Here is a 14,687-nt window from a genome sequence, read left to right as displayed (position 1 = left end):
GCTGAGATTTGCTCATGTCCACTCTGGATATCAAACACCTGCGCACTCTGACTGCCCTGCGTGATGGGGGAACACTGGTCGAAGCTGCGCGTCGCCTGCATCTGACACAGTCTGCGCTTTCGCATCAATTGAAAGATTTGGAAGAGCGCCTGGGCGTTTCGTTATTCTTACGCAAAACCAAGCCTTTGCGCTTTACCCGAGCTGGGCTGGAAGTGCTGCAACTGGCCGATCAGTTGCTTCCTCAGATTCAGCAAACCGAACGCAATCTGAAAAAGCTTGCTGGCGGAGATATTGGCCGATTGCACATGGCGATTGAATGCCATAGCTGCTTTGACTGGCTGATGCCCGCCATCAATGCTTTTCGTGACCACTGGCCAGAAGTGGAAATCGACCTGAGCACCAGTTTTAACTTTGAGCCTCTGCCTGCACTGGTTCGTGGCGATATTGACTTAGTGGTGACCTCTGACCCACATGAGCATAACGATATTTACTACCACCCCCTGTTCCGCTACCAGTCCATGCTCGCGATCGCTAACCAACACCCCCTGGTACAGCGCAACGTGATTCAGGCAGAAGACCTGCAAGATCAAACTCTCATTCACTATCCGGTGGATCGCAAACGGCTGGATATTTTTGAACGTTTTCTTGTGCCTCGGGGCATTGAACCGCATATGACACGACAAACAGAATTAACACTGATGATGGTTCAGTTAGTGGCCAGCGGTCGTGGAGTGGCGTGTTTACCCAACTGGGCATTACAGCCCTATTTAGATGCTAAATTAGTGGCAAGTCGACCATTGGGGGAACAAGGCGTTTGGCCAACCTTGTATGCTGCTATTCGCAAGGAGCAGAAAGAAGCCACTTATATTCAGGATTTTCTTGATCAGGCGCTACAAACCTGTTTTCAGTCTTTACCCGGAATCCTGCCTGCCAATGGCAATGCGTGAGGCTTTTTCTTCAGGCATAAAAAAAGGGTTCAGAAACCTGAACCCCAAAAAGCGAATTTCTTCGCTACATTCTCACCACGTCTCCTAAGGATACGCAAGGTCCATATTGCCGTTAATAACGTGTCAAATCTGTTGTAAATGCGTATATGAATGTAACCAAATGTATACACACGGCTAAAGTATCGTTAATCCTGATGTTTTCGTGGCCAGATCAGACTGAACTTGGCCCCTCCTAACACCTCACTGCGTGACACCATTGCCCGACCACCGTGCCAGTAGGCTATCCGCCGAACAATCGACAGTCCTAAACCATAGCCACCGGATGCCCGGGTACGGCTGTCATCAAGGCGAGCAAACGCGGTGAATACCCGATCCCATTCATCTTCCGGAATACCCGGACCATCGTCTTCAACATCGACCCGACAGGTATCGGTTCCAACACTGCAATTCACTAATACCCGAGAATTGGCATAACGTCCGGCATTGCCCACCAGGTTCTGAATGGCGCGGTGCACATAACGGGGTTCAACCTCTGCAGTTTGGCTGATTTGAGGGTTAATCCCGACATACTCGACCGTAATATTTTCAGGCGGGCGTGCCTCTTCAACAACCTGTAATGCTGTATCCGCAATATTCACCTGTTGGAAATCCAGAATCGGGCCACCCTCTTCCAGGCGTGCATAGGTCAGGATTTCATCAATCAGCTCATCCAACTCCTGAATGTCAGAGTCCATGCCTTTTAGCTGCTTGGCAACAAACGGATCATCAAACAGAGTATCTTCGATGATCTGTACGCCAAACCGAATCCGGGCCACCGGGGTTCTTAATTCATGGGAAACGGCACGCACCATTTCACGCTGAATCGAAATCAGGCGCTGGATATGTTCTGCCATTTTATTAAAGGCTGATCCCAAACGACTGACGGCATCACCCGAGGTGATTGCCACACGGGCGTTCAGGTGGCCCTGTGCCAAGCGACTGGTGGCCTGCTCCAGTTTGCGTAAGCGAGTCTCAAAAGAATTCACCACCCAATACACACCCAAACCAATCAACATGGTACCTATCACGGTAATAACGGTGATTGCTTGCCAGGAATATGGGTTAAACGCATTGATGGGGCCTACAACTAATGCCTGATCTTCACCAGGCAACTTGGCTAAGGCCTCTGCACGGTTTCCTTCAATAGAAATACGGACCAAAATATCGCCATACAACATCCTGCCCTTATCCGTTTCAGTGAGATTGAGTTGTTCATAGGGCAGTACTTTCAGAGGAAAACCAAAATGGGGCTGCATCTGCTGCAAAAACGCGTCAATGCTGAGGCCACTGCGACGAAAATCCTGCATCAGCAGAAACGCAACCGCCTGGGCCTGTAAATCGGTCACGGCGTTCAGTTCGATATACAACAAACGTTGTCCACTGAGAGACTTTAACAGGCGAACGCTGCGTCCTTCATTGGTATGAAAAATCAACGCCTGCCCACGCGATAAGCGATCCTGCTGATAACGGTCAAGGTCCGGAGCGGCATCCTCATATGCTAACAGACGCATATCTGCATCAAATAAGGCGGCCAACTCGGTTAAAGCGGCGGGGTTATCTTCGAGGCGCTGCGACAACATGTACAGCGTCCCCTGAGCGATTTCTTCGTTAAACTGAGAAGTCCGGACAAAGTTGACCAGCTGCAGCGCAGCCGTGCATAACAATGCAACGACCAGCAAAGCAGCCAGCAGACCGGAGTAAACACGGATAAAGATACGCTGTCTCCTGCGATCAGATTTCCTTCACAAACAGGTATCCCTTGGAACGTACGGTTTTAATACGTTTAGGGTTCATCGGGTCATCGCCGACTTTCGGGCGAATGCGCGACACACGAACATCAATAGAACGATCCTGTCCATCGTATTCAATGCCTCGTAACTGGTGGAAAATTTCTTCCCGGGTCAGCACCCGGCCAGCACTGGAACTCAGCAACCACAACAAATCAAACTCGGCACTGGTCAAGTCAATGCTCTGACCATCCAACCAGGCTTCGCGCATAGCATTGTCCACCACCAGATTACCGAAGGTCAGACGGTTATCACTGGTGGTTTCAACTTCTTCCTGCTCCGGTTCTTCTTTAACCCGGCGCAATAAGGCTCGAATACGCGCCAACAATACTCGCGGACGAACCGGTTTGGCCACATAGTCATCCGCGCCCATCTCCAGTCCAAGCACCTGATCCAGATCTTCAGTACGGGCCGTCAACATCAGAATCGGGCCTTTGTAATAAGGGCGAACGATGCGACAAACGGCCAAACCATCCTCACCCGGTAACATCAGATCGAGTACCACCAGGTCGGGTTGTTCTGTTTTGATACGCTCAATCGCCCGGCTACCGTCACCTTCCACGGATACTTTCAGGCCATTGCTTTCCAGATAATCCTTGGTCAGGGTTGCTAAACGCTCATCATCCTCAACAATCAGAATGCGCCAGTTTTCTTCTGGGTTATGACCACTTTCTTGTTTCAACATGGTTTATTACCAATCCTTAAACTACTTCGCCAACCGGCTGCTTCTTTTTAACTTTAGACCCAGTTACGCTTTGTTGCATAGTAACGGAAAAACATTTGTAAAAATGCGCTTATCTGACCAATCCAGACAGGATAATGGCTGCATAAAATCATCAAAATGCTGTCCACCAACTACACACAAGTTATCCACATGAGATTTTACAAACACACTATATATTGGGGTTGAAAACCCACCTGCACCGCATTATCTTGTGCTACGCGCTTTAGAAATCCATCGATAAGTCAGTCACTTAGACAAGCTCTACAGGGTTTTTCATCCAGCGTCAATCATATGGATCCACAACATTTCTATCAGGGATAGATGGAGTAGTTTCCCTTGAATACAGGCACAATCAGCATGAACAGTCAGCTCCAAGTCAGCAAACGTGACGGGCGCAAGGAATCTCTCGACCTCGAGAAAATTCACAAAGTAGTTACCTGGGCCGCCGATGGCCTGGACAAAGTGTCCGTTTCTGAAGTTGAGCTGAAAGCCCATCTGCAGTTTTTTGATGGTATTCAAACCTCTGAAATTCATGAAACCCTGATCAAAGCAGCGGCTGACCTGATCTCTGAAGAGTCTCCGGACTATCAGTATCTGGCAGCACGTCTGAATATTTTCCACCTGCGCAAAAAAGCCTATGGCTGCTTTGAGCCACCCGCGCTGTACGACCATGTGACCAAAATGGTCGACAGCCAGCGTTATGACCAGCATTTGCTGGAAGACTATACCGCTGAAGAATTTGCCGCGATGGATGCGTTTATCGACCATTCGCGCGATATGAACTTCAGCTACGCTGCGGTTAAGCAGCTGGAAGGCAAATACCTGGTACAAAACCGGGTAACCGGCGAAGTGTATGAAAGTGCTCAGTTCCTGTACGTGTTAATTGCTGCGTGCCTGTTCGCCTCGTATGACAAAGAGCGTCGCCTGGACTACATCAAACGTTTCTACGATGCGGTATCCACGTTCAAACTGTCGCTACCAACCCCAATCATGGCCGGTGTTCGTACGCCAACACGTCAGTTCAGTTCTTGTGTATTAATTGAAGCCGGCGACAGCCTGGATTCTATTAATGCCACCGCTGGCGCCATTGTTAAATACGTTTCTCAACGCGCTGGCATTGGCATCAATGGCGGTCGCATTCGCGCATTGGGCAGTCCAATTCGCGGTGGTGAAGCCTTCCATACCGGTTGTATTCCGTTCTACAAACACTTCCAGACCGCGGTGAAGTCCTGTTCTCAGGGCGGTGTTCGTGGTGGTGCAGCGACCTTGTTCTACCCATTGTGGCACCTGGAAGTTGAAAGCCTGCTGGTACTGAAAAACAACCGGGGTGTTGAAGAAAACCGTGTGCGTCACCTGGACTACGGCGTACAGATCAACAAAACCATGTACGAGCGCCTGATCAAAAACGGCAATATTACCCTGTTCTCACCATCGGATGTACCGGGTCTGTATGATGCTTTCTTTGAAGATCAGGAACTGTTTGACCAGCTGTACAAAAAATACGAAGCCGACGACAGCATTCGTAAGCAAACTGTCAAAGCGGTTGATCTGTTCTCGGCCATGATGCAGGAACGTGCCAGCACCGGCCGTATTTATGTACAAAACGTCGACCACTGTAATACCCACAGCCCGTTTAACCCGAAACGCGCTCCGGTTCGCCAGTCAAACCTGTGCCTGGAAATTGCCCTGCCAACCAAACCATTGAATGAAATCAATGATGAAAATGGCGAGATTGCCTTGTGTACGTTGGCTGCCTTTAACCTCGGAACGGTCGAAGACCTGAACGAACTGGAAGAACTGGCTGACTTGATTGTACGCGCCCTCGACAGCCTGCTGAGTTATCAGGACTACCCGGTAACGGCCGCTCAACGCGCCAGCCTGGGCCGCCGTACTCTGGGTGTGGGCGTGATCAACTATGCCTATTACTTAGCCAAAAACGGCGTGAAATATTCCGACGGCAGTGCCAACGGCCTGACCCATCGTACTTTTGAAGCGATTCAGTATTGGTTGTTAAAAGCATCGAATGAACTGGCCAAAGAACAAGGTAAGTGTGAACTGTTTGATGACACCACCTATGCCCAGGGCGTATTGCCAATCGACAGCTACAAGAAAGAAGTCGATAGCTTCTGTGATGAAGCACTGCAACTGGATTGGGAATCCCTGCGCAGCGACATCAAAGAACACGGCCTGCGTAACTCCACACTGACTGCTCTGATGCCTTCTGAGACGTCCTCTCAGATCAGTAACGCTACCAATGGTATTGAACCACCGCGTGGCTATATCAGTGTGAAACAAAGTAAAGACGGCATCCTGAAACAGGTGGTGCCGGAATACGACAAGCTGAAAAGTCAGTACGAGTTGTTATGGCAAATCCCGGACAACCAGGGCTACCTGCAACTGGTCGGCATTATGCAGAAGTTCGTCGACCAGGCGATTTCGGCCAACACCAACTACGACCCATCGCGTTTTGGCGGCAAGGTACCGATGCAACAACTGCTGAAAGACCTGCTGACAGCGTATAAAAATGGTTTAAAAACTCTGTACTACCACAACACCCGTGATGGTATGGAAGACCCACAAGCGGCCGAACCAGAAGATGACGGCTGTGAAGGCGGCGCTTGTAAGATCTGATTCCTGCTCAGGAATCCACACACTACAAAACGACAAATCCGGCGGTGCTGTTTCTGCAGCACCGTCATCGAGAAGAAACGAATGGCTTATACCACTTTTAACCGCAACGAATTTGATACCTTTGCTCAACCGATGTTTTTTGGTGAGCACGTCAACGTCGCACGTTACGACCAACAAAAACACAAAATTTTCGAAAACCTGATCGAAAAACAATTGTCGTTTTTCTGGCGTCCGGAGGAAGTGGATTTAACCAACGACCGTAAAGATTTTCTTGATTTACCAGAGCATGAGAAACATATTTTTGTTTCTAACCTGAAATACCAAACGTTGTTGGATTCGGTTCAGGGTCGCTCGCCAAACGTAGCACTTTTGCCGGTGGTATCTTTGCCAGAGCTGGAAACCTGGATTGAAACCTGGTCATTCAGTGAAACCATTCACAGCCGTTCGTACACCCATATCGTGCGCAATATCGTGCCTAACCCGGCCGAAATTTTTGACGATATCACCAAGAACGAACACATCACTAAACGTGCGGAATCGGTCACCAAGCATTACGACGACTTTATCGCGTTGTCTAACTATTACATCCAGTTAGGTGAAGGTACACATACGATTAATGGCGAGACCATTGAGGTCAACCTGCGTGAATTAAAGCGCCGTATGTACCGCATGATGATTTCCGTTAATGTACTGGAAGCCATCCGTTTTTACGTTAGCTTTGCTTGCTCATTTGCGTTTGCCGAACGCGCCAAAATGGAAGGCAATGCCAAAATCATCAAGTTAATTGCTCGTGATGAAGCCCTGCACTTAACCGGTACTCAGCATATGCTGCAGATTATGGCTCGTGGTAAAGACGACCCGGAATTTGCAGAAATTGCTGAAGAGTGCCGCGGTGATATGGTCACTATTTTCCGTGAAGCGGCGGAGCAGGAAAAAGAATGGGCTGAATACCTGTTTAAAGATGGCTCCATGATTGGCCTGAATAAAGATATCCTGTGCCAGTACGTAGAATACATCACCAACCAACGCATTGGTGCTCTGGGTTTTGACCCGATCTTTGAAACCAAAAACAACCCGCTGCCATGGATTAACGCCTGGTTAAACAGCGACAACGTGCAGGTTGCCCCACAGGAAGCAGAAATCAGCTCCTACCTGGTGGGTGCCATCGACAGTGAAGTCGATACCAGTGACTTTGGTGATTTTGATCTTTAAGGTGACACGGGATGTCTGCTGCATTAGCTATGTCGGATAAAAAAGACGATACCTTCCAACTCAATGCTGAGTCGTTTAAAGCGGATCAGTTTGAGTTGGAGCCTGTGATTCCGGAAACTGACGAATCTGCCCTGCAAGGTGAACTCTACTTACCGGAAGGCAACGCCGAACAGCCTGAAGTCAATCCTCAGATTGAACTGGATGGCATGGCCAAACCGGTTTATGCCGTAAGTGTTGAACAAGGTGCTGATGTTCAGGCTGTTCAGTTCCAACACGCTCATACCTTGCTGGAGTCGCTTGAGTCGCAGAATGTTGATGTGCATTACCAATGCCGTGAAGGTTATTGTGGCAGCTGTCGGGTTCAGCTGCTGGAAGGTGACGTGCACTACAATGAAGAACCAATGGCCTGGGTGAATGAAGATGAAATTCTGCCTTGTTGCTGCATCCCTAAATCGAATCTGAAAATTAAGATCGACTAAGCTCTGTTCCCTCAATTTATGTAGGGTCAATTACCTGCTGTAAATCAATTATTGATAGCGGCTCTTGATCTACCATCAAACTTGTCTTTAATAAATCAATTAACAACAAGTAGAGAAGGGAACCCAGCATGTCTTATATCTGTATTACACCGAATGTCGCCATGGTTCGTATGAGTGCACGCGATCACCTGGAAGAAATTCCAGGCGATTTCTACATCAATCTGAACACTCTGGTTGAAGCCCGTATGCGCCCGGTGCGCGCAGAACATGACGGTGATTTTTGCGCCGATGTATTACTGGTAATGGAAAATAAAACCCATGAGTTTTTATTCCGCAACAGCCCGGCAGGCAATAAAGCCAAAGAAACTCTGACGTCTTACCTGAAAGATCAGTGCATTAACCTGTAATGCACTAAACGGTAATGCTTTGCTGCATTAAAATGAAAAAACAACCGTGAAAACCCTGCTCTTTTCGCGGTTGATTTCTTCCCGCCATACGATAGCCTTAATCACAACGTCCATATCATAAAACCCATATCATAAAATACCGTAACAAGAGCATTGTATGAGCAAGTTAAACCTGCCTGAAATTGGCAAAGCTGCACCGGATTTTTCAACCCTTGATCAGGATGGCAATAACGTCTCGCTGAAAGACTTACGTGGCAAAACGGTTGTTTTGTATTTTTACCCAAAAGCCATGACCCCAGGTTGCACCGTACAAGCACAGGGTATTCGTGATCATAAATCTGAATTTGAAAAGCTGAATGCCGTAGTACTAGGCATCAGCCCGGATGAAACCAAACGCCTGGTAAAATTTACTGAGCGCGACGAGCTGAACTTCACCTTGCTATCGGATCCGGAACATAAAATTGCCGATGATTATGGCGTGTGGGCTCTGAAAAAGTTCATGGGCAAAGAATATGAGGGGATTCATCGCCTGACCTTCATTATTGATCCTGAAGGTAACCTGGTACACATCATGGAAAAGGTGAAAACCAAAAGCCATCACGATGACGTCCTTGAAATTCTTAGAAGTCTTTAACACAGCTCAGGTCGCAACGGAATCGTTCTGAACGACCTTCAAGAACTGATTCTGTCCGCCGATAAACGAGCAATGAAAGTCTTTTTGTTGCTCGTTTTTTTATCCTTGCCTGCCACGCTCCAGGCCCGCCATCTTGTTGGTTGTGGGCCAGTATTTATCAGCGCCACCCTGCCAATGTCAGACATACTGACCTCTTCAGCAGATCAATACCTCGCTGGTGCCTGTTATCTGCGGCAAAACCCAACCACTGGAGAAAACCGCTGGTTTCCTGATTTACCTGAGTTACAAGGATTGAGCGCCATTCCCAGTGAGTTTTCTGAAGCAGGAGCGGATGCTCAATTCCAGCAATTCGGCATTCGTTTACCCATCAGGCGCTTTCAGCAATTCCAGTTGGCATTCGTCGCGGACTATCAACAGCAACAGCTGAAAAGTGAGCTGAAAGAAAATACCTACTGGTCACGAACTCAACAGGTGATCGCCAAAGGACAAAACTTATTCATTGAACGCCAGCAATTACGCTACGGTATTGATCTGACATTATTGGATGCCCAACAGCCACTTAACACGTTGCGCATTGCTTACGAACAGAACAAACAACCGGTTCATATCCAACAGCAACAACCGGGCGAAGTAGAAGTCTTAACCCCCGCCCTGTTTAACATCACACAAATATCCGGCGGTTATCAGGGACATCACTGGGGCTGGAATCTTAATTGGCTGGTGAGTATTGGTTATGGGTATTTGCGCGATAACGGTGTAACCCTGTTCAAAGACAGTGGGCAAGACAGTCGCTTCAACCAGGTTCGTTTGGATATATCGGCATTATATCGCTGGCGCTTAAGCCAACGTTTCAGTGCCTCGCTTGGGATCAGCAGCCAGGCGGAATTTTTTAATTTTTCTCACCAGGCCGATACCGAGCGTTACCAGTTCAATAACAGCAATGCTCTGCTCTATCAGCTTCAGTCTGGCATCGAATGGTTTTTCTGACGGAATTCCAGCGGTGTCATGTTCCACCAGCGTTTAAATGCACGACTGAAGGCACTGCTTTCGGCAAAACCCAACTGCTGACTGATGGTTGTCAGTGATAATTCCGTTTGTGCCAATAAATGCTCTGCACGCTGTTTGCGTTCTTGCTCAAGCAAAACCTGAAAAGACGTTCCGGCTTCCTGCAACTTACGTTGCAGGGTACGGCTGCTGATATTCAGATGACGCGCCACATCTTCACGATCAAACGACAACTCCAACGCATTACGTAACATTTGCTCAAGTAACCGGACAACATCGGGCTGATCCAGCGCCGCCAATTGCTGCTCCAGCATTTGTTCATGGACTGCGGCCAGATTCTGGTCACTGAAGGCCAGAGGCTCCTGCAGAATTTCAACCGGAAACACCAACGCATTCCGTGTCGAGGAAAATTGCAAAGGCGCATTAAAAATACGTTGATAATGACTCAGATCAGCAGGCTGCGGGTGGATAAATTCGACCCGGGTCAACGCCAGTGATTTACAGGTCAGCCAGTTGGCAAAATTGCGCAATAACACCAGAACGGCATCAATCTGATGACGACTGAAACTATCCATCGCCGGTTGGTAAATAATCGCCGCCTGATCGCCTTCAACCTGCAGATGATATCCACCACCATCACTGACCAGGCGAGTATAACGATTGGATTTCTCCAATGCAGAAGCCAGCGTTTCACTGTGCATCAGACTCAAAGCAAACAACTGAAAATGGCTGGGCTTTACCTGCTCTCCCATCAGCAGACCAAAATCCAGCGAGGGTGATAACGATTCGGCCGCACGCCAGATTGCTAATGTCTGATCCAGACTGACACGACAATAAGGCTGCGCCAGCAGCTCATCGTCGATCCCAGCAATATCCATCAGAGCCTGGCGTTCTAACCCCTGATGCTCGGCTCCAAGCAATAAGGCACGAATCCATAAACCGGATACTGTTCTGATGGGTGGTTGCGGCATGAGAGCACTTTATTCAGCTAATCAGTCAAAGTCCTGATCATAAAGTTCATCGGCCACACAGAGCAAATATTAACGGCAACAACTAAACGTTGAGATGAACGCCACGGCGTTTATAGCAGTGAGACGCGTTGCAATAGATGGTGATCAAACGCCCCTTGTCCGGAGTCTGAATAATGTAGAGGTCGGTGAATTCCGGCGTCCTCTCCATAAAAGTTGCGTTATGAATCTGTTGTGACAGCAGAATGCTGTCAGCACGGGATGTATTTGGGGTATCCTGAATTCCCATCATAGCGGTCAGCACCGCCAGCAGACAGAATATTCTCATCATTTTCACCTCCAGCCATCGGCCACACTTTTCAGTATAGAAACGATCAGAGTGCAGCGATGTATTTTTTTGTTATAAGCCAGAGATACAAAAATGCCTCCACCCGGTTAGAGTGGAGGCATTAAAATCATCGGTTGGCTACAGTCGTTCTGTAGCCGTTTATAGCCGTAGCCAATCTATTGCCGCTTTAGAGACACCAGTAATTCCGCTTCGCCTCTGGCCATGCCACAACTGTCGACCAGTTCAGCAGCGGTTGCGCCTAAACCAACAAGACGGGATGCCTGCTCAAAGGTTGAGTCATCCGTGTTGGGCAACATCGCCTTTTTTTCGACTTTCTGAAAACGTGCTTCCATCTGCTTAATACGTCGCCCCATACCAATCGCACTACGACTGAGGCCTTGATTCGTTTCATCAAGCGCCATCAGAGTGGCATTGACTCTGGACTGTTCCTGCAACTGTTGTCGGCGTAACGACCACAAAAAGGAACCAACAACCAATAACATGGCAAAATTGCCGATTAACAACCAATGCACCAGAGTCAGTGACGACATAGCAAACCTCTACAAACCTTGAAGCTCGTTCCACTCCTCATCTGTCATCAGTTTTTCCAGGTCGACCAGAATCAACAGTTCGTCGTTCTTATGGCAAACACCCTGAATAAACTTGGCACTCTCTTCGTTACCGACATTAGGGGTGGTTTCAATTTCTGACTGACGTAGATAAACCACTTCAGCCACCGCATCCACGAGAATGCCCACCACCTGATTTTCCGCTTCGATAATCACGATACGGGTCTGGTCGGTTGTGTCAGCTGTCGGCAAACCAAAGCGCTGGCGCGTGTCGATTACAGTGACCACGTTACCGCGCAGGTTAATAATACCTAACACGTATGGGGGCGCACCCGGCACCGGGGCAATTTCACTGTAGCGCAGCACTTCCTGCACCTGCATTACATTAATACCGTAAGTTTCGTTCTCCAAACGGAACGTCACCCACTGCAGAACCGGATCGTCTGCACTCTTGTTTCCGGCTATTGCTGACATAAAACATCCTCACTAAGAAAGGGTCAGTGCGTCAAAAAGACGTTGAAACCTCTCTTAACTATAGATCAGAGCACAAAGTGTACCAGCCGAATTCAGGTATTTTTTTCAGAGAGTTATTAGAGCGGCATGTGCACAGTGAAAAGAGACAGGCACAACAAAAAAAGAGACCAGAGAAAGGTTACTGACGCACGTTTTCCTGTAATAAATCCATCAGGTTAGGCACATCGACTAACGCACACATTTCAGAAATGACCGTACCCGCCAACCAGGGTCGTTTGCTGCGATCCCCACGCCATTTAATCGAGTCATACACCAGGGTGACGGTTTCGCAGATTTCCTGGCAGGCCAGTGCCCAGGGCGAACGATCCAACTGAATCACAAAGTCGTAACCTTGATCCTGCAGAGAAATTCCACGCTCCGGCATGATCAATGCGGCGCTATCAATGATGGTGAGTTTTTGTTCTTCGGTTTGCCACACCCCCAGCGACCAACTGGCCTGACCGAACAGGGGAGTGATCCGGCTTTTACCGCTGGAGTCATCGCGATTATGCACGCCCCCTAGCAACGACAAAGGGATCGCTAACTTCAGACCTGCCACTTTAAAAATCAGGCATTCCACGCCTTGAACAGAACGCCAATTCAATGCATCCGTCTGCTGTGCTTGAGGTTGCTGCTGTGCTTGAGGTTGCTGCTGTGATTGTAGTTGCTGCTGTGATTGTAGTTGCAACTCCGTCTCCACAGCAGGTGTTTCAAGCGGTTCAGGTTCCGCGGCTATCACCTCAGGTTCAGAAGTGACAGGAATCACAGCAGGCTCAGGCACCGTTAACGCTGGCTTTAGAGCAGGCCGCTCCAGCTCAACCGGTGCATAAGTACGCTGCTCTGTCAGTCGTTCAACTTTCACTTCTGACATTTGTGGCACTTCACGCTGCAATTCGGCCACCGCAACCCGTTCGGCCGTTGTCTGTGACGAGATAGCAGAGGTGCTAAGTTCGGGCGGCTCGGTTTTTTCCAACGGAGCCGTTGCCGTTACCAGTAACTGATCCAGATACCCCTGCAATACATCATCAACCTGATTGGTTGATTTTGTCTGTGTTTCAGGGCGTTGCTTATTCATGGCTCAATGCCCGCTCAGACTGAACGACACCATTAATCCACAGAGGAAAAGGCTGACCCGTGTGATCGGATGACAAAGACTCCAGTGTCTGATCGCAGTGTTGTAAAACACACAAACGCAGACGGGATGCCGGCAGCTGCTTCAGCAACATCAGTGTATTCAGAAAATAACTGTATCGCCCGGCTAACGGCAGCTCTTGTTCGGCGACACAAAGAACCGGCTCTCGTCCCGGAGCTAATGTCGAAGAAGAAAATGTTGAGGCCGAGAATGTTGCAGCGGCAGACGGAGCAATGTCTGACTGCAAACTGATATCAGCTTGAGAGTCTGGCTTTTTGTCATCAGGCTGATCCGTGAAAGGTTCAACCGCTTGCTGCAATAAAGTATCCCAATCCGCCGCCGAATTTTCGGGCGGTGCCAGCAACGCATCCAGATAATCATCCAGTGGATTGTTCTTTGCACCACTCATATTAAGACTCCACCGGCGCATTCAGTTGCTTCAGCAAATGGCGATAAGCACGAACCCCCCGACCATCCGGTTCCAGCTGATGTGGGAACACGCCCTGATGGCTGGCATCACGCAGGCGGGTATCCACCGGGATAGCCTCATCCCAAAGAGTATCCGTATAGGTACGGCGCATTTCTTTTAATGTGGTCAGTGACGCGCCGGTACGGCGGTCAAACAAGGTAGGAACAATGGTGTAAGGCAAATTACGGTTTTGTGAACGCATCACCATTTTTAACGTATGAATCATACGCTCCAGGCCTTTCATGGCCAGATGCTCGGTTTGCGTCGGTATCACCAAACGCTGACAAGCCGCCAATGCATTAACCAGCAACACACCAAGAATTGGCGGAGTATCCAACAAGACGTAATCGTAATCATCCCACAACTGCGCCAGACTGCGTGCCAGGACCAAACCCATACCGTCCTGACCACTGACCTGACGCTCAAGCGTGGCCAGTGACGTGGTTGCAGGCAACAAAGAAACATTGGGCAAACTGGTGGGTTTGAGCACACTCTGAACAAAGGCTTTGTCTTTGTGACGCTGCTCAAAAAACAAGTGGTATAAACTGCGATCCAGACTATCCGGATCCTGCTTAAAATAACTGGTCAGGGAGCCATGAGGATCAAGGTCAACCAACAGCACACGATGGCCCTGCTCTGCTAATAAGCCACCCAGTGATACCACACTGGTGGTCTTACCCACGCCACCTTTCTGATTTGCAATTGACCAGATTCTCACTGATGCCACCTTCTGTTTGTTGCAGAGTCATTTATATCAGGTGGTTCTGTATCTTGACGCGAAACAGAACCATAGGTGGAGAAAGCAAAAACTGTGTCAATTACCAAAGATCCGCATCAGGCAGC

General features: G+C 48.8%; 16 protein-coding genes. 7 read left to right on the top strand and 9 right to left on the bottom strand.

The features are described 5' to 3' along the window. Nucleotides 1–14: 14 nt before the first annotated feature. The gene (locus KFF03_RS03455; protein ID WP_255858913.1) at nucleotides 15–947 is read left to right on the top strand and encodes a LysR family transcriptional regulator; all 933 of its coding nucleotides are present in this window, start codon (nucleotides 15–17) and stop codon (nucleotides 945–947) included. Between the two features lie 185 nt (nucleotides 948–1,132). Here the strand turns inward: KFF03_RS03455 and KFF03_RS03450 are convergent, their stop codons facing one another. Together KFF03_RS03450 and KFF03_RS03445 are read right to left on the bottom strand one after the other, a co-directional pair. Next, nucleotides 1,133–2,665: an ATP-binding protein gene (locus KFF03_RS03450; protein WP_255858912.1), complete on the bottom strand. Its 1,533-nt coding sequence runs from the start codon at nucleotides 2,663–2,665 to the stop codon at nucleotides 1,133–1,135. Nucleotides 2,666–2,717: 52 nt separating this feature from the next. Beyond that, entirely contained in the window at nucleotides 2,718–3,458 is a 741-nt protein-coding gene (locus KFF03_RS03445) for a response regulator (protein WP_255858911.1), read from the bottom strand. A gap of 396 nt (nucleotides 3,459–3,854) precedes the next feature. Between KFF03_RS03445 and nrdA the strand changes: the two genes are divergently transcribed. The 6 genes from nrdA (at nucleotide 3,855) to KFF03_RS03415 (ending at nucleotide 9,847) form a co-directional block, all read left to right on the top strand. Beyond that, nucleotides 3,855–6,128 carry a class 1a ribonucleoside-diphosphate reductase subunit alpha gene (gene nrdA / locus KFF03_RS03440; RefSeq protein WP_255858909.1) on the top strand — a complete coding sequence of 758 codons (2,274 nt, stop codon included), beginning with the start codon at nucleotides 3,855–3,857 and terminating at the stop codon, nucleotides 6,126–6,128. An 81-nt stretch (nucleotides 6,129–6,209) separates the two neighbouring features. After that, nucleotides 6,210–7,340 (top strand): class Ia ribonucleoside-diphosphate reductase subunit beta, encoded by a 1,131-nt coding sequence (nrdB, locus tag KFF03_RS03435; RefSeq protein WP_255858907.1) that lies wholly within the window; start codon nucleotides 6,210–6,212, stop codon nucleotides 7,338–7,340. Nucleotides 7,341–7,351: 11 nt separating this feature from the next. Next, nucleotides 7,352–7,819: a class I ribonucleotide reductase maintenance protein YfaE gene (gene yfaE, locus KFF03_RS03430; RefSeq protein WP_255858906.1), complete on the top strand. Its 468-nt coding sequence runs from the start codon at nucleotides 7,352–7,354 to the stop codon at nucleotides 7,817–7,819. A 128-nt stretch (nucleotides 7,820–7,947) separates the two neighbouring features. Beyond that, nucleotides 7,948–8,226 carry a hypothetical protein gene (locus tag KFF03_RS03425; RefSeq protein ID WP_255858905.1) on the top strand — a complete coding sequence of 93 codons (279 nt, stop codon included), beginning with the start codon at nucleotides 7,948–7,950 and terminating at the stop codon, nucleotides 8,224–8,226. Between the two features lie 157 nt (nucleotides 8,227–8,383). Next, nucleotides 8,384–8,860, top strand: coding sequence for a thioredoxin-dependent thiol peroxidase (gene bcp, locus KFF03_RS03420; protein WP_255858904.1), 477 nt, complete (start codon nucleotides 8,384–8,386; stop codon nucleotides 8,858–8,860). 84 nt (nucleotides 8,861–8,944) lie between these two features. Next, nucleotides 8,945–9,847: a hypothetical protein gene (locus KFF03_RS03415; RefSeq protein ID WP_255858903.1), complete on the top strand. Its 903-nt coding sequence runs from the start codon at nucleotides 8,945–8,947 to the stop codon at nucleotides 9,845–9,847. Here KFF03_RS03415 and KFF03_RS03410 read toward each other — a convergent pair. The 7 genes from KFF03_RS03410 to KFF03_RS03375 form a co-directional block, all read right to left on the bottom strand. Beyond that, nucleotides 9,820–10,836: an AraC family transcriptional regulator gene (locus KFF03_RS03410; protein WP_255858902.1), complete on the bottom strand. Its 1,017-nt coding sequence runs from the start codon at nucleotides 10,834–10,836 to the stop codon at nucleotides 9,820–9,822. The genes KFF03_RS03415 and KFF03_RS03410 overlap by 28 nt on opposite strands. Before the next feature lie 82 nt (nucleotides 10,837–10,918). Then, the gene (locus KFF03_RS03405; protein ID WP_255858901.1) at nucleotides 10,919–11,164 is read right to left on the bottom strand and encodes a hypothetical protein; all 246 of its coding nucleotides are present in this window, start codon (nucleotides 11,162–11,164) and stop codon (nucleotides 10,919–10,921) included. A gap of 173 nt (nucleotides 11,165–11,337) precedes the next feature. Next, nucleotides 11,338–11,712, bottom strand: coding sequence for a DUF2802 domain-containing protein (locus KFF03_RS03400; RefSeq protein WP_255858900.1), 375 nt, complete (start codon nucleotides 11,710–11,712; stop codon nucleotides 11,338–11,340). Between the two features lie 9 nt (nucleotides 11,713–11,721). After that, the gene (locus KFF03_RS03395; RefSeq protein ID WP_255858899.1) at nucleotides 11,722–12,204 is read right to left on the bottom strand and encodes a chemotaxis protein CheW; all 483 of its coding nucleotides are present in this window, start codon (nucleotides 12,202–12,204) and stop codon (nucleotides 11,722–11,724) included. Nucleotides 12,205–12,382: 178 nt separating this feature from the next. Continuing rightward, the gene (locus KFF03_RS17665) at nucleotides 12,383–13,318 is read right to left on the bottom strand and encodes a chemotaxis protein CheW (protein ID WP_304941521.1); all 936 of its coding nucleotides are present in this window, start codon (nucleotides 13,316–13,318) and stop codon (nucleotides 12,383–12,385) included. Beyond that, a complete protein-coding gene (locus KFF03_RS03380) occupies nucleotides 13,311–13,784 on the bottom strand; it encodes a hypothetical protein (protein WP_255858898.1) in 474 nt (157 codons plus the stop codon). Before KFF03_RS03380 ends, KFF03_RS17665 begins: the two co-directional genes overlap by 8 nt. A gap of 1 nt (nucleotide 13,785) precedes the next feature. Continuing rightward, nucleotides 13,786–14,562, bottom strand: coding sequence for a ParA family protein (locus tag KFF03_RS03375; protein ID WP_255858897.1), 777 nt, complete (start codon nucleotides 14,560–14,562; stop codon nucleotides 13,786–13,788). Between the last annotated feature and the right edge of the window lie 125 nt (nucleotides 14,563–14,687).

Source organism: Bacterioplanoides sp. SCSIO 12839 (assembly GCF_024397975.1).
Lineage (GTDB): Bacteria > Pseudomonadota > Gammaproteobacteria > Pseudomonadales > Oceanobacteraceae > Bacterioplanoides.
The sequence above is the reverse complement of the archived record's forward strand: the minus strand, read 5'-3'. Positions and strand labels throughout refer to the sequence as shown.

Coding starts and splice junctions, on each gene's coding strand:
- KFF03_RS03380 (WP_255858898.1), bottom strand. CDS start 13,784: ATGAGTGGTGCAAAGAACAATCCACTGGATGATTATCTGGATGCGTTG.
- KFF03_RS03425 (WP_255858905.1), top strand. CDS start 7,948: ATGTCTTATATCTGTATTACACCGAATGTCGCCATGGTTCGTATGAGT.
- KFF03_RS03395 (WP_255858899.1), bottom strand. CDS start 12,204: ATGTCAGCAATAGCCGGAAACAAGAGTGCAGACGATCCGGTTCTGCAG.
- KFF03_RS03410 (WP_255858902.1), bottom strand. CDS start 10,836: ATGCCGCAACCACCCATCAGAACAGTATCCGGTTTATGGATTCGTGCC.
- yfaE (WP_255858906.1), top strand. CDS start 7,352: ATGTCTGCTGCATTAGCTATGTCGGATAAAAAAGACGATACCTTCCAA.
- KFF03_RS03455 (WP_255858913.1), top strand. CDS start 15: ATGTCCACTCTGGATATCAAACACCTGCGCACTCTGACTGCCCTGCGT.
- KFF03_RS03400 (WP_255858900.1), bottom strand. CDS start 11,712: ATGTCGTCACTGACTCTGGTGCATTGGTTGTTAATCGGCAATTTTGCC.
- KFF03_RS03445 (WP_255858911.1), bottom strand. CDS start 3,458: ATGTTGAAACAAGAAAGTGGTCATAACCCAGAAGAAAACTGGCGCATT.
- nrdB (WP_255858907.1), top strand. CDS start 6,210: ATGGCTTATACCACTTTTAACCGCAACGAATTTGATACCTTTGCTCAA.
- bcp (WP_255858904.1), top strand. CDS start 8,384: ATGAGCAAGTTAAACCTGCCTGAAATTGGCAAAGCTGCACCGGATTTT.
- KFF03_RS03405 (WP_255858901.1), bottom strand. CDS start 11,164: ATGATGAGAATATTCTGTCTGCTGGCGGTGCTGACCGCTATGATGGGA.
- nrdA (WP_255858909.1), top strand. CDS start 3,855: ATGAACAGTCAGCTCCAAGTCAGCAAACGTGACGGGCGCAAGGAATCT.
- KFF03_RS17665 (WP_304941521.1), bottom strand. CDS start 13,318: ATGAATAAGCAACGCCCTGAAACACAGACAAAATCAACCAATCAGGTT.